Below are 17,435 nucleotides of genomic sequence, written 5' to 3'. Positions count from 1 at the left end.
GGACGCCGACGATCCAGTTGGCCTCACGCGGCTTGCGGAACGCGCCGGTGAAGAACACCCGGAACATGTGGACCACGATCGCGGCCATGAACAGCAGCGCCGCCCAGTGGTGCATCTGCCGCACGAAGAGGCCGCCGCGCACGTCGAACGAGATCTGCAGCGCCGTGTTGTAGGCGTTGGACATCTCCACGCCCCGCAGCGGGGCGTAGCTGCCGTTGTACACCGTCTCCTTGAGCGACGGGTCGAAGAACAGCGCCAGGAAGACGCCGCTCAGCAGCAGGACGATGAACGAGTAGAGCGCGATCTCGCCCAGCAGGAAGGACCAGTGGTCCGGGAAGACCTTGTTGAGGAGACGCCGCAGCGGCGTGGCCGCCTGGAAGCGCTCGTCGAGGGCCTTGGCCGAGTTGGCCGGCAGGGCCCTGACATCGATCTTGCGCCGTTTCATGGCCGCTCCCAAAATGCCGGTCCGACGGCAACCTTGTAGTCCGACGTCGCCACGAAGTACCCCTCATCGTCCACCGTGATGGGCAGCTGCGGCAACGCCCGGCTCGCCGGGCCGAAGACCGGCCGGGCGTTGTCGGTGATCTGGAACTGCGACTGGTGGCAGGGGCACAGCAGGCGGTTGGTCTGCTGCTCGTAGAGGCTGGCGGGGCAGCCGGCGTGGGTGCAGATCTTCGAGTACGCCACGTAGTTCTGCCACTGCGAGCCCTTGTTGAGCTCCTTGACGTTCTGCAACGTCTGGGTCGCGTCGCCCTCGCGGAGGTGGATCAGCAGCGTCGGCGAGTCGGCCCACTTGTTGGTCGCGCCGCCCGGGATGCCGGGGAACACGGTGATCTGGCCGCCGACGCTGACGTCGGCCGGGCGGATCGGGGTGCCGTCCTCGTGCGTGAGCCGCACCGGCTTGCCGTCGTTGTTCCGCGGGTCCCAGCCGGTGGTGAAGAAGACGTTCTCACCGTTCTGGGTCGGCGCCTTGATCAGCGAGCCGACCAGCACCGCCCCGGCGACCGCGCCGAGCGGGGCCGCGCCCGCCAGGAACGCCATGCCGACGAACTTGCGCCGCTTGAGGCCCAGCTCGTCGCCCATGTTGAGGATCGTCGCCGAGGTGAGCCGCTGCTCGGTCGGGTCGGACTGCCCGTCGTGGCGCTCCTGGACCGAGACCTCCTCGGGGAGGAGCTTCTTCGACCAGGTGATGATGCCGACGCCCAGGGTCAGCAGAGCCAGGCCCAGCGTGGCGCCCAGCACCGGCGTGTAGTACGGGTACAGCGCGCGGTAGGTCGAGTCGCCGTGTCCGTACCTCCACGGCCAGGCGATGTAGGCGACCACGAACGCGGTGCCCATCAGGCCGGTGAGGAAGAACAGGAACGCCAGCGTCCGCTCGATGCGCCGCTCGGCCCGGGTGCCCGGCACCGGGAACCGCGGCGCGTAGTGCACGATCTCCACGCCGTCCCGGCGCGCGCCCTCTTTGACGAGGTCGAACCGGGTCAGGGCCGGGTCGCCGGCGTCGAACTCTTCTTCGACGGTCGAGTTGTGGGTGGTCATGACTTCCCTGCAATCCACAGCGTCGCGAACACGAGCAGCGCGATACCGACGAGGAAGACGACGATCCCCTCGGGGACGGGGCCGTACCGGCCGATGCTCCAGCCGCCCGGGTCGGTCGCCTCGTTCTTGTTGAGGTCCTGGATGTACGCGATGATCGCGGCCTTGTCGTCCGGGCTCAGCTGGTTGTTGCCGAACACCGGCATGTTCTGCGGACCGGTCAGCATCGCCGCGTAGATGTCACGGTTGGTCGAGTGCTGCAGCGACGGCGCGAACTTGCCCGACGACAGCGCGCCGCCGCCCGTCGAGAAGGCGTGGCAGGAGGAGCAGTTGACCCGGTAGAGCTCGCCGCCGTGGGCGAGGGTCTTGCTGTCCTCGGTGGCCTTGCGGACCTGCTCGTCCAGGCTCTCCGCCGACGGCAGCTGCGGTCCGCCGCCCAGCTCCTGGATGTAGGCGCCGAGGTCGGCCGCCTGCTGCTCGGTCAGCTGCGGCTGCTTGCGCTCGGCCTGCGCCTCCTGGCGGGCCAGCGGCATGCGGCCGGTGTTGACCTGGAACTCGACCGCCGCGGAGCCGACGCCGATCAGGCTCGGCCCGCGGTCCTCGACGCCCTGCGCGTTGCGGCCGTGGCAGGTGATGCAGCTCTGCTCGTAGATGGCCTTGCCACGCTCGGCTGCGGCCGAGAGCGTGGGGGTCTCCTCGGCCCGGCCGACGCCCGGTGCGTATGCGCTGTAGAGGCCGCCGACCAGCGTGAGCGCCGCGACCAGGCGCACGGCCGCCGACAACCGCCGGCGAAGCTTGCTGCGCGCCGCGCGCTTCCCGCCCGGCACCAGCCGGGAAAGCGGCCGCTTGCTCTCGTCAGAAGTCATGGCCTCACCTTTGTCGTCATCACCTTTGTCGTCTCAGAAGTGGTGGTCCCGGAAGCGTGACGCGCGGCCGGAGCGGCTACTGCAGGAAGTAGATCATCGCGAACAGCGCGATCCAGACCACGTCGACGAAGTGCCAGTAGTACGACACGACGATCGCCGCGGTCGCCTGGGCGGGCGTGAACCGGCCCATGGTCGTGCGGATGAGGTAGATGATGAAGGCGATCAGACCGCCCGTGACGTGCAGGCCGTGGAAGCCGGTCGTCAGGTAGAACATCGAGCCGTACCCGTCGCCGTTGATCTTGACGCCCTCGTGGACCAGGGTGCGGTACTCGTTGACCTGGCCGAGGACGAAGATCAGGCCCATGACGAAGGTCAGCGCGAACCAGCGCCGCAGGCCGTGGACGTCACCGCGCTCGGCGCGGAACACGCCGATCTGGCAGGTGACCGACGACGCCACGAGGATCAGCGTGAACGTCAGGGCGTAAGGGATGTTCAGCACCTCGGTGTGCTTCTCCCACAGCTCCGGCGCGGCGGCGCGGATGGAGAAGTACATCGCGAAGAGTGCCGCGAAGAACATCAGTTCGCTGGAGAGCCACACGATCGTCCCTACACTGACCATGTTGGGCCTGGTCAGTGAGTGGATCTGGCTCTTGGCAATCGCTGGGGCCGCAGTCACGGGCTCATTATTGCCCCCGATCATCACCGCCCTTTCACGGGGTCCACCGGACACGGGCGATTCGCGCGTCGGCATAGTCTGGGGACGTGCTCCACGCTGCTGATCCAGGTCCTCCGTCGGCCGCGACGATCCTCGGCTCGTTCCACGTCTCGTGGCTGACGCTGCTGCTGCTGGCCGCCGCCGGCGTATATCTCGCCGGCGTTGTCAAGCTGCGCAAACGCGGCGACAGCTGGCCGATCGCGCGCACCGTGCTGTTCCTGGTGCCCGGGCTGGGCTCGATCGCCGCGGTCACCATGACCGGGGTCGAGGCCTACGACACATCGCTGCTGTCCGTCCACATGGTGCAGCACATGATGCTGTCCATGATCGCGCCGATCTTCCTGGCCCTCGGCGCGCCGGTGACGCTCGCGCTGCGCACCCTGCCGGTCCGCGGGCGGCGGATCCTGCTGGCGGTCGTGCACTCGCGCGCGGCCCGCATCCTGGCGTTCCCGCTGGTGGCGTTCGGCTTCTTCGTCGTGACGCCGTTCGTGCTCTATTTCACGCAGCTGTACGAGCTGACGATGCGCCACGCGTGGGTGCACGAGCTGACCCACGCCCATTTCATCGCCGTGGGCTGCCTGTTCTTCTGGCCGCTGCTGGGGCTCGACCCGCTGCCCGGCCGCTGGCCCTACCCGGCCCGCGCGCTGCTGATGTTCCTGTCCACGCCGTTCCACACGGTGCTCGGGCTGACCATCATGCAGAGCAAGGACCTGCTCGGCGGCGACTGGTACCCGTCGCTGCACCTCCCCTGGGCCGACCCGGCCGGCGACCAGGTCGTGGCCGGCGGCATCCTGTGGGCCGGCGGCGAGATCGTCTCGGTCACCATGCTCGCCGTCCTGGTCGTGCAGTGGATGCGCCAGTCCGACCGCGAGGCGAAGCGGGTCGACCGGCAGCTCGACCGCGAGGAGCAGCAGCGGCGCGAGGAGGCGGAGTGGTCCGCCCGCACCGGCATCCCGATTACGGCGGACGGTACGATCCCGGAGGCACCCGCCACACGAGGAGCAGCACGCACATGAGCGAGCACACCGTCCTGCTGTACAGCGACGACCCCGAGGTCCGCGACCGCATGCGGCTGGCCATCGGCACCCGCCCCGCGGCCGACCTGCAGGTGCGCTTCGTCGACGCCTCGACCTACGCCGAGGTGGTGAAGCTCGTCGACGACACCGACGTCGACCTGCTGGTCCTCGACGGCGAGGCCACCCCCGGCGGCGGCCTGGGCATCGCCCGCCAGCTCAAGGACGAGGTCGTCGACGCGCCGCCGGTCGTGCTGGCGATCGCCCGCGCCGCAGACCGCTGGCTCGCGTCCTACGCCCGCGTCGAGGGCACGATCATGTATCCGCTGGACCCCGTGACCACCGGCGAGACTGTCGCCGGCCTGCTCCGCGCATACCCCGCCATCCGCCAGTAACCCTTCCTGGAGGCCGCCATGGGCGACCGCACCTGGCCACAGCTGCTCAGCTCGCTGCTGCGCGGCGAGGACCTCTCCACCGAGGACACCCGGTGGGCGATGGGCGAGATCATGGCCGGTGAGGCCACCCCCGTGCAGACGGCCGCCTTCGTGATCGCGCTGCGGGCCAAGGGCGAGACCCCGGCCGAGGTGGCCGGCTGCGCCGAGCTGATGCTGGCCAACGCGCCGAAGGTGCCGATCACCGACGAGCTGCGCCACACTGCCGTCGACATCGTCGGCACCGGCGGCGACCGGGCCAACACGGTCAACATCTCGACGATGGCGGCCGTGGTGACCGCCGCCGCCGGCGTGCCGGTCGTCAAGCACGGCAACCGCGCCGCGTCGTCCTCGGCCGGCGCCGCCGACGTGCTCGAGGCCCTCGGCATCACCATCGACCTGGGGCCGGAGGACGTCGCCCGGTGCGTCACCGAGGTCGGCATCGGCTTCTGCTTCGCCGCCCGCTTCCACCCGGGCATGCGCCACGCCGGCGTCCCGCGCCGCGAGATGGGCGTGCCGACGGTGTTCAACTTCCTGGGCCCGCTCACCAACCCGGCGCAGCCCACCGCGGCCACGGTCGGCTGCTTCGACCGGCGCATGGCTCCCGTGGTGGCGAACGTGCTGGCCGGGCGCGGCTTCTCGGTGCTCCTGGTGCGCGGCGAGGACGGCCTCGACGAGTTCACGACGGCCGCGCCGACCCGCGTCTGGGTGGTCAGCGGCGGCACCGTGACCGAGACCCTGGTGGACTCGGCCGAGCTGGGCCTGGCCCGCTCCGCGCCGGGCGACCTGCGCGGCGGCGACCCGGCCCACAACGCCGACGTCGCCCGGCGGATGTTCGCCGGCGAGCCGGGCCCGGTCCGCGACGCGGTGCTGCTCAACGCGGCCGCGGCGCTCGCCGCCCGGGCCGGCGGGCTGGCCGTCGACACGCTGCCGACCCAGCTCAAGGCCGGTCTCGACCGCGCCGCCGCCGCCGTCGACTCGGGCGCCGCGACGGCCCTGATCGAGCGCTGGGCCGCCTTCAAGGCCGCCTGAGGCTTCCCGAAGCCATCCACGGGCGCGACCCACAGCGGTGCGCGCCCGTGGGTGGTACGTGTCCGAACACCAGCCAGCACCAAACCGTGACCCGACACGCCGCCGCCAATCCGGGCCGCCGGCGCGCGGCGGTGGCACGGTGACGGCATGGAGCTCCACTGCGACACCTGTGCCAGGCTGCGGGTCTTCGAGAAGCCGGCGTGCACCGACCATCCCCGGTCGAGCTGCCCCGACTGGGCCTGCACGAGCTGCGGCGCCGCGATCGTGGTGGCGCCGGTGATCCTGCTGATGGATCGCCGTCCCCGCGTCCTGCTGCGCCGAGCGGCCTGAACCTCCGTTCAGCTACCGGCAAGTACCGCTTGGCGCAGCGCCCGCCGCCGCTTCATATCGAACCGGAACAATATGTGGCACCCCGTTCCCGCACGAACAGAGGTGTGCCCATGAAGCTCCGGCGCCTCGCCGTCCCCCTCACCGCCGCCCTCGTCGTCCTGGGCCTGACCGCCGCCCCGGCCGCGGCCGCCACCACGGCCGAGAAGCTGGCGGTCATGTCGACCTGGTCACAGCCCACCGCCGCCAGCTACAACGCCTGGAACGCCGCCCGCCAGAACCAGGGCGCGTGGGCCGGCTACGGCTTCGACTGGTCGACCGACTACTGCTCCACCAGCCCCGACCAGCCTCTCGGCTTCGACTTCCGCCTGTCCTGCCACCGCCACGACTTCGGCTACCGCAACTACAAGGCGATGGGCCAGTTCCCGGCGAACAAGAGCCGCATCGACGACAGCTTCTACCGCGACCTCAAGGCCAAGTGCGCGACCTACAACAGCTTCGTCCGCCCGGCCTGCAACAGCCTCGCCTGGACCTACTACCAGGCCGTCGTCGCCTTCGGCAACGTCGTGCTGAGCGACGCCGCCCTCGACCGCGCCGCCGACCTCAAGGAACGCGGCGAGCTGGCCCAGGCCAGGTCCGAACGCTGAGTCACCCGGACGGCAAGAGGGGCCCCGCCGGTCGGCGGGGCCCCTCTTCGCGTTTCCGTCGTCAGTGCTCGGCGCCGCGGCGCGAACCGGTGTAGTACTCGAACATGAGGCCACACGTCGCGAACAGCACCGACAGCAGGCCGACCGCCACCAGCCACCACTGGTCGAAGGCCAGGCCGAGGCTGGCGATCATCGCCGAGAGGGCCAGGCCGAACGGCCAGTAGCTGCCCGGGCTGAAGAAGCCCAGGTCGCCGGCGCCCTCGGCGATCTCCGCCTCCGGGCGGTCCTCCGGGCGCGGCGCGATCCGGCGCGAGATGAGCCACAGCGCGCTGCCGATCATCGTGAGCAGCAGTCCCGACAGGATCAGCGCGACCACGCCGATCCACTCGATCCCGCGGTGCCCGGTCTGCTCGTGCGGCGCCACGTCGGTCCACCACCCGTAGAGCCCCGCCATCGCGAACACGAACAACGCGAGGACGAAGAAAAGACGTCCCTCTGACTTCATCGCCGTCCGCCTTTGCTCAGCTCGCCGACCGCTTGGTGCGGTCGGTGTCGAACGGGGTCGTCTTGGTCGCGTAGCTCGGCAGGCCCAACTGCCCGAAGGCCTCCGGCGTGCTCTTCCCGGCGATGCGCAGGTCCAGGTACTGCTGGTACTGCGCCGGTGAGACCACGCGCATCTCGAAGTTCATCATCGAGTGGTAGGTGCCGCACAGCTCGGCGCACCGCCCGACATACGCGCCCTCGGCGTTGTCCTTGAGCTTGATCTCGAAGCGGTTCTCCACGCCCGGGATGACGTCCCGCTTGAACAGGATGTCGGGCACCCAGAACGAGTGGATGACGTCGTTCGAGGTCTCCTTGAACTGCACCGACTTGCCCGCCGGGACGACCAGGACCGGGATGTAGTTCTCGGCGCCGACCTCGTTGATCGGCTTGCCGTCCGGGCCCTTGCTGTCCGAGTAGACGAACTGCCAGTTCCACTTGGAGGCGATCACCTCGACGTTGACGTCCGGGTTCTTCGAGAGCCGGTCGACGTCGGTCTGGATGACCGCGGTGTAGAAGAACAACACGGCGATGACCACGAACGGCGCCACCGTGTAGAGAATCTCGAACGGCATGTTGTAACGCGTCTGCGGCGGCAGCTCCTCGCCCCGCTTGCGGTAGCGCACCACGCACCAGAAGATCAGACCCCAGACGAAGACACCGACCGCCAGCGCCGCGACGACCGACCCGATCCACAGGTCGTACATCCGGTCACCCTGCTCGGTGATGCCCTTCGGCCAGCCGAACCCGTTGAACGTGTCCTCGACGGAGCAACCGGCGAGCAGGGTCGTCACCCCGACGGCCGAGACGGCGAGCCCGACGGCGCGCGCGGGGCTCAAACCTCTTGAGACCACCTGCTCCTGCCTCCTTAGCAGTGCCGCTGCGCGGCAAGCCTCTCCAACGCTGGCGAGCGTACTCGACCATGTGCGGTCCACCCGGCTTGGGGTCGCCCCGTCCGGGTCGCGATAGCGTTGCCCGGGTGGGCGTCTACTTCGACTCGGCCACCGCCACCCCGCTCCATCCCGTTGCGCGGCAAGCGTTTCAGGCCGCCGCCGAGGAGGGCTGGGCCGACCCGGGCAAGCTCTACACGCAGGCCAGGCGGGCCCGGCAGCTCCTCGACGCGGCCCGCGCCACGGCCGCCGAGGTCCTCGGCGCGCGCCCCGACGAGCTGCACTTCACGGCCGGCGGCGCCGACGCCGTGCGCCAGGCGGTCGAGGGCGTGCGCCGCGCCCGCGGCCGCCGCGTCGTCGTGCACTCCGCCGTCGAGCACTCCGCGGTCATCAGGGCCGCCGGGCCCGACGCGGTCGCCGTGCCGGTCTCCCTGACCGGGCGCGTCGACCTCGACGAGCTCGCCACGGCGGTGAATTCGGCGGAAGTGGCCCTGGCGGCGCTCCAGAGCGCGAATCATGAGGTGGGAACCGTGCAGCCGGTCGCCACCGCGGCCGAGCTGTGCGCCGGGGCCGGGGTGCCGCTGCTGGTCGACGCCGCCCAGTCGATCGGCCGCGCCGCCCTGCCCACCGGCTGGTCCCTGCTGGCCGGCAGTGCCCGCAAGTGGGGCGGCCCGGCCGGCGTCGGCGTCCTCGCGGTCCGCAAGGGCACCCGGTGGGAGCGGCCCTGGGAGGCGGCCGCCGACGTGCCGGCGATCGTCGCCGCGGCGGCGTCGCTGCGGGCGGTGCACGAGGCCGCGGCGGCGGAGTCGGCCCGGCAGCACGCCCTGGTCGACGAGATCCGCCGCACGGTGGCCGCGACGGTGCCCGACGTCGAGGTGGTCGGCGACTCCGTCGAGCGCCTGCCGCACATCGTCACGTTCTCCTGCCTCTACGTCGACGGCGAGGTCCTGCTCCAGGCCCTGGACCGGGCCGGCTTCGCCGTGTCGTCGGGCTCGGCGTGCACCGCCGACACGCTGCGCCCCTCGCACGTCCTGGCCGCGATGGGCGTGCTGACCCACGGCAACGTCCGCGTCTCGCTGCACCGCGACGTGTCCGAGGAGGACGTCCGCCGCTTCCTCACGGTCCTACCGCCCCTGGTGGCCGCGGCCCGCGCCGAGGCGGGGGTGGCGGGCCTGTGAACCACGTCGTCGACGCCCGCGGCAAGCGCTGCCCGTTGCCGGTCATCATGCTGGCCAAGCTGGCCGCGGGGCAGCCGCCCGGCACCCGGATCGAGGTCCTGGCCGACGACCCGGCGGCGGCGGTGGACATCCCGGCCTGGTGCCGCATGCGCGGCCACACGTTCGTCTCGGCGGCCGGCGACACCTACACCGTCGAGCTGACCGGCTAGCGGCCGCGTCAGGCGGCGCGCAGGCGGCGGATGAGCAGGTACGCCTCGCAGCCCAGGCACAGGCCGAAGACCGCGTTGAGGAACGCCGCCAGCAGGGCGAACGACGCGCCGACCACGCCCAGGACCACACTGCCCGACAGGTAGCCGGCCGCCGTGACGAGGGCGAACACCAGGCCGACGGCCTGGGCGAAGCGGACCGGGGCGGCGTCCTCCCGCTCGGACGGCGGGGCGAGGCGCGGGGCGACGGCGTAGCGGTACAGCAGGCCGTAGGGGGTGCGGCGGGGGTCCCAGGCGCCGATGGCGAAGATCACCGCCTGCGCGAGGGCCAGCCAGCCGCTGCCGGTGAGCAGGATCACCACGAAGACGACCGAGGTGAGTCCCGCCGCGAAGCGGGGACCGCGTGGGTCGAGGCTCATGCTGTCAGCACCTCCGTCACTGTCGCCCGCAGGTCGTCGCGGGTGGGTACGCCGACGGTGCGCTTCGCCACCCGGCCGGCCCGGTCGACCACCAGCAGCGTCGGCAGGCGCCAGATGCCCAGCTCGCGGACCGCGTCGAGGTGCTCGTCGGCGTCGAGCTCGACGTGCCGCACCCCGTCGACCGCGTCGGCGACGTCGGTGCAGACCCGGCGGACCTGGCGGCAGGGCGCGCAGGTCGCCGAGGAGAAGTGCAGCAGGGTGACCGTGTCGCGGGCGGGCGCGAGCAGGCCCGGCGGCAGGTCGCCCGCAACGGCGCGCAGCCGGCCGTAGCGGGCCCGGTACACGAGCCCGGCCACGGTCGCGAGGGCGAGCACCGCCAGGACCACGATCGTCACGGCGGCAACAATACTCCGATCCCTATCAAGCCGATAGGGATACTCAGACCGGCAGGTGGACCCGGATCTCCTCGGCCGCGATGTCGCCGTAGGACTCGGCGATGCGCTTGGTGAACTCGTCGGTCACGATCCCGTACTCCTGTGGGCCGACCGTCTCCAGCACCAGCGCCGCGATCATCGAGCCGACCTGGGCGGCCCGCTCCAGGCCGAGGCCCCACGACAGGGCGGCGAAGAAGCCGGCCCGGAAGCCGTCGCCGACGCCGGTCGGGTCGATGGCCTGCACGCCCTTGACGACCGGCACGGTGATCTCCTCGTCGAGCGCCCGGCCCCGGATGACCACGCCGTCCTTGCCGAGCGTCGTGACCAGGATGCCGACCTGGTCGAGCAGGGTCGCCGTGGTCAGGCCGGTCTTCGACTCGAGCAGTTCCTTCTCGTAGTCGTTGGTCAGCAGGTAGGCCGCGCCGTCGACGAGCTTGCGGATCTCCTCGCCGGACATGCGGGCGAGCTGCTGGGAGCAGTCGGCGGCGAACGGGATGCCCATCGACCGGGCCTCCTCGGTGTGCCGGACCATGGCGACCGGGTCGTTCGGGCTGATCAGGAGCAGGTCGAGGCCGCCCACCCGGTGGTGGACCGGCTGGAGCTCGATGTTGCGGGCCTCCGACATGGCGCCCGCGTAGAACGAGGCGATCTGGTTCATGTCGTCGTCGGTGGTGCAGACGAACCGGGCGGTGTGTGCGATCTCGCTCACATAGACGGAGTCGCAGTCGACCCCGTGCCGGCTCAGCCAGCTGCGGTAGTCGGCGAAGTCGGCGCCCACCGCGCCGACCAGGATCGGGCGCAGGCCGAGCAGGCCCATGCCGAAGGCGATGTTCGCCGCGATGCCGCCGCGCCGGACGGTCAGGTCGTCGACCAGGAACGACAGCGACACCTTGTGCAGCTGGTCGGCCAGGAGCTGCTCCGCGAAGCGGCCCGGGAAGTGCATCAGGTGGTCGGTCGCGATCGAGCCGGTGACGACGATCTTCATGAAAACCTCTGGAGGTCGGGGCAACAGGATGGACAGCCCGGACAGCCTACCGACTCTCAGGATGCACGAAGGCCGCCTCCCGTTCACCGGGAAGCGGCCCGAGGTGCGAAAAGATCGAGAAGATCTAGTGGAACGAGTCGCCGCAGGCGCACGAGCCCTGGGCGTTGGGGTTGTCGATGGTGAAGCCCTGCGCGTCGATGCGGTCGGCGAAGTCGATGGTCGCGCCGGTGAGATACGGAACGCTCATCCGGTCGACGACGACCTCGAAGCCGTCGTAGGTGCTGACCTTGTCCCCGTCGAGCGCGCGCTCGTCGAAGAACAGCTGGTAGCGCAGGCCCGAACAGCCGCCGGGCTGCACCGCGACGCGCAGCCGGAGGTCGTCACGACCTTCCTGCTCGAGCAGGCCCTTCACCTTGAGAGCGGCATCCGCGGTGAGGCCGATGCCGGCCGGGTTGTCCGTCTGAACGGGCTCGGCAAGCTGCGAAGCGGTCACGATCAAAGCTCCCTGCGGTGATGTCTACAGTTCCACCGGTGCCAACGCCACGGCTGCCGGAGGCATTCCCGCTCCCCATACTGACACGGATTCCTGCTATCGGCTCCACTGGCGAGCGAGGCGTTGTCCAAGCTCACGGAGGCCGTCGCCGGGCCGGGAGAGCGCTTCCTCGACGCTCTGGAAGTGCTCGACCAGCGAATGCGCCTCCGTGACGCCGATGCTGGCGGCCTCCCGGCGGCCGGCGTCCACCCGGCCGGCGACCACCACGCAGGGCACGCCGCGGTCCCGTGCGGCGTTCGCCACGCCCGCCACGACCTTCCCGCGCAGCGACTGTTCGTCGAACGAGCCCTCGCCGGTGACCACCAGGCCGGCCTCGTCGAGCTCGGCGTCGAGGCCGGTGAGCCGCCGGACCAGGCCGATGCCCGACTCGACCCGGCCACCGAGCGCGAGCAGCGCCGCGCCGAGCCCGCCGGCCGCGCCCGCCCCGGGCAGGGCGGCCAGCCCGGCCGGTGCCGTCGGCAGCGCGGCCAGGACCTGCGCGAACCGCTCCAGGGCGGCGTCGAGCAGGAGCACGTCCTCGCGGCTCGCGCCCTTCTGCGGGCCGAAGACCGAGGTGGCGCCGTGCAGGCCGAGCAGCGGGCTGTCGACGTCGGTGGCCGCGACCAGCGCCGCGTCGCGCAGCCTGGGGGTGCCGCCGAGCGACGCGCAGGCCGCCAGGGCGGCGCCGCCGTAGGGCAGGGCGTAGCCGGCGGCGTCGAGCGGGGCCGCGCCGAGGGCGGCGAGCAGGCCCGCACCGCCGTCGTTGGTGGCGCTCCCGCCCAGCCCGACCACGACCGTGCGCGCACCCGCCTCCACCGCGGCGAGCAGCAGGGTGCCCAGGCCGAACGTCGTCGTGCGCCTCGGGTCGCGCTCCGCCGGGGTGAGCAGGTGCAGGCCGCAGGCCTCGGCGCTCTCCACGTAGGCGGTGTCCCCGTCGAGCAGCACGTGTCCCTCGACGGGCCGGCCCAGCGGGTCGGTGGTCGGCACCGTGATCACCCGGGCGTGCGGCCGGGCGGCGGCCAGGACCTCCACGAACCCCGGCCCGCCGTCGGACAGCGCCCGCAGTACCAGATGATCACCAGGCTTCTCGGCGCGCCAACCGGCGGCGAAGGCCTCGGCCGCCGCGACCGCCGGGATCGTGCCGGCGAACTTGTCCGGGCACACGAGGACACGCATCGGGTCATTGTGCACGTCACAGTCGCGGGGGTGACCGGGCGTGGGACGATCGATTCGTGACCTGGGCTGAACCGTCGTCAACCGCCACCGCACTGCTGCTGCTGGGCCGGGGCACCGACCCGAACACCGAGAAGGGCGTCGAGTGTCCGGGCGACCTGCCCGCGCCGAGCGACCCCGACCTGGTCGAGCGGGCCGCCCGCGCCAAGGCCGCCCTCGGCGACCGCGTCTTCGTGCTGGGCCATCACTACCAGCGCGACGAGGTCATCCAGTTCGCCGACGTGACCGGCGACTCCTTCAAGCTCGCGCGGGAGGCCGCCGCCCGGCCCGCCGCCGAGTACATCGTCTTCTGCGGCGTGCACTTCATGGCCGAGAGCGCCGACATCCTCACCTCCGACCGCCAGCGGGTCGTGCTGCCCGACCTGGCCGCCGGCTGCTCGATGGCCGACATGGCCGCGCTCGTGCAGGTCGAGAAGGCCTGGGACCGCTTCACCGAGCTGGGCATCGCCGGCGAGGTCGTCCCCGTGACGTACATGAACTCCTCGGCCGACATCAAGGGCTTCGTCGGCCGCAACGACGGCGTGGTCTGCACCTCGTCGAACGCCGAGACCGCGCTGCGCTGGTCGTTCGAGCAGGGCACCAAGGTGTTCTTCCTGCCCGACCAGCACCTCGGGCGCAACACCGCCGTGCTGAAGATGGGCATGGAGCTGTCCGACTGCGTGCTCTACGACCCGCACAAGCCGGGTGGCGGGCTGACCGACGAGCAGCTGCGCGCGGCGAAGATGATCCTCTGGCGGGGGCACTGCTCGGTGCACGGCCGGTTCACCCTCGACAGCGTCAACGACGTGCGCGAACGGGTGCCCGGGGTCAACGTGCTGGTGCACCCGGAGTGCCGCCACGAGGTGGTCACCGCCGCCGATTACGTGGGCTCCACGGAGTACATCATCAAGATGATCGAGGGCGCGCCCGCCGGCTCCGCCTGGGCCGTCGGCACCGAGCTCAACCTGGTCCGCCGCCTGGCGCTGGCCCACCCGGACAAGCAGATCACGTTCCTGGACCGCAACGTCTGCTACTGCTCGACGATGAACCGCATCGACCTGCCGCACCTCGTGTGGGCGCTCGAAGAGCTCGTCGCCGGCCGGGTCCCGAACGAGATCGTCGTCGACGCCGGCACGGCGCACTACGCCCGGGTCGCGCTCGACCGGATGCTGGCACTGCCGTAAGGAGACGGATCATCACCCTCTGTGGTGATCCCTGTCGGAGTCCCGTCTTCGTGCCATGGGTGGCGTGCGCCCGACTTCCCCATGCAGTACATGTGGATATGCTGCGCGGGCGATGCGCTGCGTCCGGCTCTCCCGCCTCACGCAGCGTCAGCGTCTGCTATCCACGTTCCTGCCTGCAGGAGGAGTTCCGTGACCAACTACGACGCCGGTGACGTCCTCACCGTGCACGGCGGCGCGCCGCTGAACGGTGAGCTGCGCGTGCGCGGTGCCAAGAACCTCGTCTCCAAGGCGATGGTTGCCGCGGTGCTCGGCGAGACCCCGAGCCGGCTGTTCGACGTCCCCGCGATCCGTGACGTCGAGGTGGTCACCGGCCTGCTGGAGCTGCACGGTGTGCGGGTCACCAAGGGCGCCGCCGACGGCGAGCTGATCTTCGACCCGTCCAACGTGGAGTCGGCCAACGTCGACGAGATCAACGTCCACGCCGGCTCGAGCCGCATCCCGATCCTGTTCTGCGGCCCGCTGCTGCACCGCCTCGGCCACGCGTTCATCCCCGACCTGGGCGGCTGCAACATCGGCGGCCGGCCGATCGACTTCCACATCCAGGCCCTGCGCGAGTTCGGCGCCGTCGTGGACAAGTCCGAGAAGGGCATGGACATCACCGCGCCCGACGGGCTGCACGGCGCCAAGCTGTCGCTGCCGTACCCGAGCGTCGGCGCCACCGAGCAGATCCTGTTGACGGCGGTGCGCGCCGAGGGCGTCACCGAGCTGCGCAACGCGGCGGTCGAGCCGGAGATCATCGACCTCATCTGCGTCCTGCAGAAGATGGGCGCGATCATCAAGGTCCACACCGACCGGGTCATCGAGATCCAGGGTGTACCGCGGCTGACCGGCTACTCGCACCGGCCGATCCCCGACCGCATCGAGGCGGCCAGCTGGGGCGCGGCGGCCCTCGCCACCCGCGGCGACGTGTTCGTCAAGGGCGCCCGCCAGGCCGACATGATGACGTTCCTGAACCTCTTCACCTCGGTCGGCGGCGCCTTCGAGATCGACGACACCCCGGGCGAGGGCGGCATCCGCTTCTGGCACCCGGGCGGCGAGCTCAAGGCCGTCGCGATGGAGACCGACGTGCACCCCGGCTTCATGACCGACTGGCAGCAGCCGATGGTGGTCGCGCTGACCCAGGCGCGCGGGCTGTCGATCGTCCACGAGACGGTCTACGAGCGGCGCCTCGGCTACACGGCGGCGCTCAACCAGATGGGCGCCACCATCCAGACGTACCGCGAGTGCCTCGGCGGCACCCCGTGCCGCTTCGGCCGGCGCAACTTCATGCACTCGGCGGTCATCGCCGGGCCGTCGAAGCTGCACGCCGCCGACCTGGTGATCCCCGACCTGCGGGCCGGGTTCAGCCACCTGATCGCGGCCCTGGCGGCCGAGGGCACGTCCCGCGTCTACGGCGTCAAGCTCATCCAGCGCGGCTACGAGGACTTCGAGGCGAAGCTCAACGGCCTCGGCGCCGACGTCGAGCTCGGCTAGCAAGTTCGGTTCACCGGCGGCCGGCGCTGCTGTTCATGCGCAGCGTCGGCTACCCTTCACGGCGTGCCGTCGCTGTTTCGCCGCAAGTCAGAGGACTCCGACTCGTCCGTCGCCGTCTCCACGCCCGATCCTGAGGCGGAGGCCACCAAGGGCCATACCCCGTCGAAGCGGGATCTGGGCAAGCAGACCCCGAAGCGGACCATCGCGGGCCGCCGGGTCGCCGAGCCGCCCGCGGCCAACCGGCGTGAGGCCGCCAAGCGCATGCGCGAGAAAATGCGCGCCGAGCGCGTGGAGGCCCGCACGGGCATGGCCAACGGCGAGGAGCGCTACCTGCTGCCCCGCGACAAGGGCCCGGTCCGCCGGCTGGTGCGCGACATCGTCGACTCCCGGCGCACGATCGGCACCTGGTTCTTCGGCACCACGTTCCTCGTCATGATCGTCGGGTTCAACCGCAACCTCAACCCGTCGATCTACTTCGCCGCCAACGCGCTCTTCGGCCTGATGTTCCTGGCCACGGCGGTCGACAGCGTCTTCATCTCCCGCACCGTCAAGAAGATGGTCAAGCAGCGCTTCCCGGACTCGACCGAGAAGCTCGGCCGGCTCTACTTCTACGCGATCATGCGGGCCATCTCGTTCCGCTTCATCCGCAACCCCAAGCCTCAGGTGAAGGTCGGCGCGGCCATTTAGCCGACGCGGTCGGGGCCCACTCATCGGCTCTGGACCCGATCTCAGCGCGGGCCGCAGGTCAGGCGCTCCCTGAGACACGATTCGGCGGCGGCACGCCTCGCGACGGTGGCGTAGGGAGGGCTCCAGGCCGTACCCTCCCATCGCGACCGGACCACGATTCACCGGGTAGGCGCGAAACGGGCGCCGGTGCGTGATTGGTGCCGGAGTGGGGCGAGGAGAGCGAAGCTGTGAGCGACGAGTACCCGGGAGAAGAGCCGGGAACCGCCGCGCCCACCTGGGCGGCCGTGCCTACCATGCCGTGGAACCGGGTGCCTGAACAGCGTCGCGACGAGCCGGATCCGCCCGCCCGCCGCCCCCGCGGCGAGCAGCCGCGCGGCCGCGGCCATGAGGACCCCCGGGGCGGTTATGACGACCCCCGCGGCGGTTACGACGACCACCGCTCCGGTTACGGCCAGCAGGGCTACCCGCAGGGCGGGCACCCGCGGCAGGGGCCGCCGCCCGGGCAGTACGGGCCGCCCCCCGGGTACGGGCCACAGGGCTACCAGCAACCGGGCGACCCGCGCGGCCGGCCGCCCCAGGGGCAGGGCCAGGGTCAGGGCCGGCCGCAGAGCCGGGCCTTCGACGGCCCGACCGACGAGGTGCCCCGCGTGCCGCGGGCGCTGCGCAAGGCCGCCGGCAGCCCTCCCCCGCCGCCCCCGGCCCGGCCCTCGGGCCGCGCCTCGGTGGGCACCCCGCCGCCCGGCCGCGGGCCGGCGGTGTACGGCACGCCCTCCTCCCAGAACACCGGCAACGTCTACGGCGGCGCCCCCGCCGAGCGCGACTCGGGCAACGTCTACGGTGGCGGCGGCGCGCCGGCCGAGCCGCGCCAGGCCGAGCCGCGCCACGGCCGCACGTATGGCGGCCAGCCCCCGGTCGACGCCCCGATGAGCGCACCTCCCAACGCGCCCATGAGCGCGCCCCCGAACGCCCCGATGAGCTCCCCGCCCGCGGCCTACCCGGACGCGCCCATGAGCGCGCCGCCCGCCGGCTACCCGGACGCGCCCATGAGCGCGCCGCCGGCCGGGCGGC

Annotated in this window: 21 protein-coding genes and 1 pseudogene; 11 read left to right on the top strand and 11 right to left on the bottom strand. The window is 71.5% G+C overall.

All coding sequences use genetic code 11. From position 1 onward, the window contains the following. The 4 genes from ABZS66_RS52855 to ABZS66_RS52840 form a co-directional block, all read right to left on the bottom strand. Positions 1–445, bottom strand: a 445-nt coding sequence (locus tag ABZS66_RS52855; RefSeq protein ID WP_354771024.1) for a cytochrome b N-terminal domain-containing protein, incomplete at its 3' end; no start/stop codon positions are given. Further along, positions 442–1,539, bottom strand: a complete 1,098-nt coding sequence (locus tag ABZS66_RS52850; protein ID WP_354771022.1) for a Rieske 2Fe-2S domain-containing protein — start codon at positions 1,537–1,539, stop codon at positions 442–444. The genes ABZS66_RS52850 and ABZS66_RS52855, both read right to left, overlap by 4 nt. Then, positions 1,536–2,402, bottom strand: coding sequence for a cytochrome c (locus ABZS66_RS52845; protein WP_354771020.1), 867 nt, complete (start codon positions 2,400–2,402; stop codon positions 1,536–1,538). Before ABZS66_RS52845 ends, ABZS66_RS52850 begins: the two co-directional genes overlap by 4 nt. Positions 2,403–2,478: 76 nt before the next feature. Beyond that, a complete protein-coding gene (locus tag ABZS66_RS52840) occupies positions 2,479–3,078 on the bottom strand; it encodes a heme-copper oxidase subunit III (protein ID WP_354771018.1) in 600 nt (199 codons plus the stop codon). Between the two features lie 86 nt (positions 3,079–3,164). Here ABZS66_RS52840 and ABZS66_RS52835 point away from each other — a divergent pair, with 86 nt between their 5' ends. The 5 genes from ABZS66_RS52835 to ABZS66_RS52815 all read left to right on the top strand — a co-directional run bounded on the left by ABZS66_RS52835 (position 3,165) and on the right by ABZS66_RS52815 (position 6,567). Continuing rightward, entirely contained in the window at positions 3,165–4,133 is a 969-nt protein-coding gene (locus ABZS66_RS52835; RefSeq protein ID WP_354771016.1) for a cytochrome c oxidase assembly protein, read from the top strand. Then, on the top strand, positions 4,130–4,525 hold the full coding sequence (locus tag ABZS66_RS52830; protein ID WP_238018718.1) for a hypothetical protein: 396 nt from the start codon (positions 4,130–4,132) through the stop codon (positions 4,523–4,525). Before ABZS66_RS52835 ends, ABZS66_RS52830 begins: the two co-directional genes overlap by 4 nt. 18 nt (positions 4,526–4,543) lie before the next feature. Further along, positions 4,544–5,593, top strand: a complete 1,050-nt coding sequence (gene trpD, locus ABZS66_RS52825; protein WP_354771014.1) for an anthranilate phosphoribosyltransferase — start codon at positions 4,544–4,546, stop codon at positions 5,591–5,593. Positions 5,594–5,740: 147 nt separating this feature from the next. Beyond that, positions 5,741–5,923 (top strand): hypothetical protein, encoded by a 183-nt coding sequence (locus ABZS66_RS52820; RefSeq protein WP_354771012.1) that lies wholly within the window; start codon positions 5,741–5,743, stop codon positions 5,921–5,923. Between the two features lie 110 nt (positions 5,924–6,033). Then, on the top strand, positions 6,034–6,567 hold the full coding sequence (locus ABZS66_RS52815) for a phospholipase (RefSeq protein WP_354771010.1): 534 nt from the start codon (positions 6,034–6,036) through the stop codon (positions 6,565–6,567). Between the two features lie 61 nt (positions 6,568–6,628). On the opposite strand, the gene ABZS66_RS52810 is transcribed toward ABZS66_RS52815, so the two are convergent. Together ABZS66_RS52810 and coxB are read right to left on the bottom strand one after the other, a co-directional pair. Beyond that, a complete protein-coding gene (locus ABZS66_RS52810; RefSeq protein ID WP_354771008.1) occupies positions 6,629–7,072 on the bottom strand; it encodes a cytochrome c oxidase subunit 4 in 444 nt (147 codons plus the stop codon). 16 nt (positions 7,073–7,088) lie between these two features. Then, positions 7,089–7,946, bottom strand: a complete 858-nt coding sequence (gene coxB, locus ABZS66_RS52805) for a cytochrome c oxidase subunit II (RefSeq protein WP_354771006.1) — start codon at positions 7,944–7,946, stop codon at positions 7,089–7,091. A gap of 83 nt (positions 7,947–8,029) precedes the next feature. Here coxB and ABZS66_RS52800 point away from each other — a divergent pair, with 83 nt between their 5' ends. Next, a complete protein-coding gene (locus tag ABZS66_RS52800; RefSeq protein WP_354771004.1) occupies positions 8,030–9,175 on the top strand; it encodes an aminotransferase class V-fold PLP-dependent enzyme in 1,146 nt (381 codons plus the stop codon). Further along, complete coding sequence (locus ABZS66_RS52795; protein WP_354771002.1) at positions 9,172–9,384, top strand: sulfurtransferase TusA family protein; 213 nt, start codon at positions 9,172–9,174, stop codon at positions 9,382–9,384. Before ABZS66_RS52800 ends, ABZS66_RS52795 begins: the two co-directional genes overlap by 4 nt. An 8-nt stretch (positions 9,385–9,392) precedes the next feature. Here the strand turns inward: ABZS66_RS52795 and ABZS66_RS52790 are convergent, their stop codons facing one another. The 5 genes from ABZS66_RS52790 to ABZS66_RS52770 form a co-directional block, all read right to left on the bottom strand. After that, entirely contained in the window at positions 9,393–9,800 is a 408-nt protein-coding gene (locus ABZS66_RS52790) for a DUF4395 domain-containing protein (protein ID WP_354771000.1), read from the bottom strand. After that, positions 9,797–10,195, bottom strand: coding sequence for a thioredoxin family protein (locus ABZS66_RS52785; RefSeq protein ID WP_354770998.1), 399 nt, complete (start codon positions 10,193–10,195; stop codon positions 9,797–9,799). Before ABZS66_RS52785 ends, ABZS66_RS52790 begins: the two co-directional genes overlap by 4 nt. Before the next feature lie 43 nt (positions 10,196–10,238). Beyond that, complete coding sequence (locus ABZS66_RS52780; protein ID WP_354770996.1) at positions 10,239–11,219, bottom strand: carbohydrate kinase family protein; 981 nt, start codon at positions 11,217–11,219, stop codon at positions 10,239–10,241. 124 nt (positions 11,220–11,343) lie between these two features. Continuing rightward, positions 11,344–11,712, bottom strand: a complete 369-nt coding sequence (locus tag ABZS66_RS52775) for an iron-sulfur cluster assembly accessory protein (protein ID WP_354770994.1) — start codon at positions 11,710–11,712, stop codon at positions 11,344–11,346. Between the two features lie 96 nt (positions 11,713–11,808). After that, entirely contained in the window at positions 11,809–12,927 is a 1,119-nt protein-coding gene (locus ABZS66_RS52770; protein WP_354770992.1) for a glycerate kinase, read from the bottom strand. Between the two features lie 56 nt (positions 12,928–12,983). Between ABZS66_RS52770 and nadA the strand changes: the two genes are divergently transcribed. The 4 genes and pseudogenes from nadA to ABZS66_RS52750 form a co-directional block, all read left to right on the top strand. Next, complete coding sequence (gene nadA, locus ABZS66_RS52765; protein WP_354770990.1) at positions 12,984–14,147, top strand: quinolinate synthase NadA; 1,164 nt, start codon at positions 12,984–12,986, stop codon at positions 14,145–14,147. Between the two features lie 159 nt (positions 14,148–14,306). Then, positions 14,307–15,680 carry a UDP-N-acetylglucosamine 1-carboxyvinyltransferase gene (gene murA / locus ABZS66_RS52760; RefSeq protein ID WP_354771026.1) on the top strand — a complete coding sequence of 458 codons (1,374 nt, stop codon included), beginning with the start codon at positions 14,307–14,309 and terminating at the stop codon, positions 15,678–15,680. A 63-nt stretch (positions 15,681–15,743) separates the two neighbouring features. Beyond that, positions 15,744–16,367, top strand: coding sequence for a DUF3043 domain-containing protein (locus ABZS66_RS52755; protein ID WP_354770988.1), 624 nt, complete (start codon positions 15,744–15,746; stop codon positions 16,365–16,367). A gap of 308 nt (positions 16,368–16,675) precedes the next feature. Beyond that, positions 16,676–17,435, top strand: a pseudogene (locus tag ABZS66_RS52750) (hypothetical protein); the annotation flags it as partial.

The sequence above is a fragment of the Dactylosporangium sp. NPDC005572 genome, assembly GCF_040605515.1.
GTDB lineage: Bacteria > Actinomycetota > Actinomycetes > Mycobacteriales > Micromonosporaceae > Dactylosporangium.
Note: the sequence above shows the minus strand (reverse complement) of the source record. Positions and strands in the feature narration are given on the sequence as shown.

What these genes read in the sequence shown, in the direction of transcription:
- ABZS66_RS52850 (WP_354771022.1), bottom strand. Translation starts at nt 1,539, where the DNA reads ATGACCACCCACAACTCGACCGTCGAAGAAGAGTTCGACGCCGGCGAC.
- ABZS66_RS52845 (WP_354771020.1), bottom strand. Translation starts at nt 2,402, where the DNA reads ATGACTTCTGACGAGAGCAAGCGGCCGCTTTCCCGGCTGGTGCCGGGC.
- ABZS66_RS52830 (WP_238018718.1), top strand. Translation starts at nt 4,130, where the DNA reads ATGAGCGAGCACACCGTCCTGCTGTACAGCGACGACCCCGAGGTCCGC.
- trpD (WP_354771014.1), top strand. Translation starts at nt 4,544, where the DNA reads ATGGGCGACCGCACCTGGCCACAGCTGCTCAGCTCGCTGCTGCGCGGC.
- ABZS66_RS52820 (WP_354771012.1), top strand. Translation starts at nt 5,741, where the DNA reads ATGGAGCTCCACTGCGACACCTGTGCCAGGCTGCGGGTCTTCGAGAAG.
- ABZS66_RS52815 (WP_354771010.1), top strand. Translation starts at nt 6,034, where the DNA reads ATGAAGCTCCGGCGCCTCGCCGTCCCCCTCACCGCCGCCCTCGTCGTC.
- ABZS66_RS52810 (WP_354771008.1), bottom strand. Translation starts at nt 7,072, where the DNA reads ATGAAGTCAGAGGGACGTCTTTTCTTCGTCCTCGCGTTGTTCGTGTTC.
- ABZS66_RS52800 (WP_354771004.1), top strand. Translation starts at nt 8,030, where the DNA reads ATGTGCGGTCCACCCGGCTTGGGGTCGCCCCGTCCGGGTCGCGATAGC.
- ABZS66_RS52790 (WP_354771000.1), bottom strand. Translation starts at nt 9,800, where the DNA reads ATGAGCCTCGACCCACGCGGTCCCCGCTTCGCGGCGGGACTCACCTCG.
- ABZS66_RS52780 (WP_354770996.1), bottom strand. Translation starts at nt 11,219, where the DNA reads ATGAAGATCGTCGTCACCGGCTCGATCGCGACCGACCACCTGATGCAC.
- ABZS66_RS52770 (WP_354770992.1), bottom strand. Translation starts at nt 12,927, where the DNA reads ATGCGTGTCCTCGTGTGCCCGGACAAGTTCGCCGGCACGATCCCGGCG.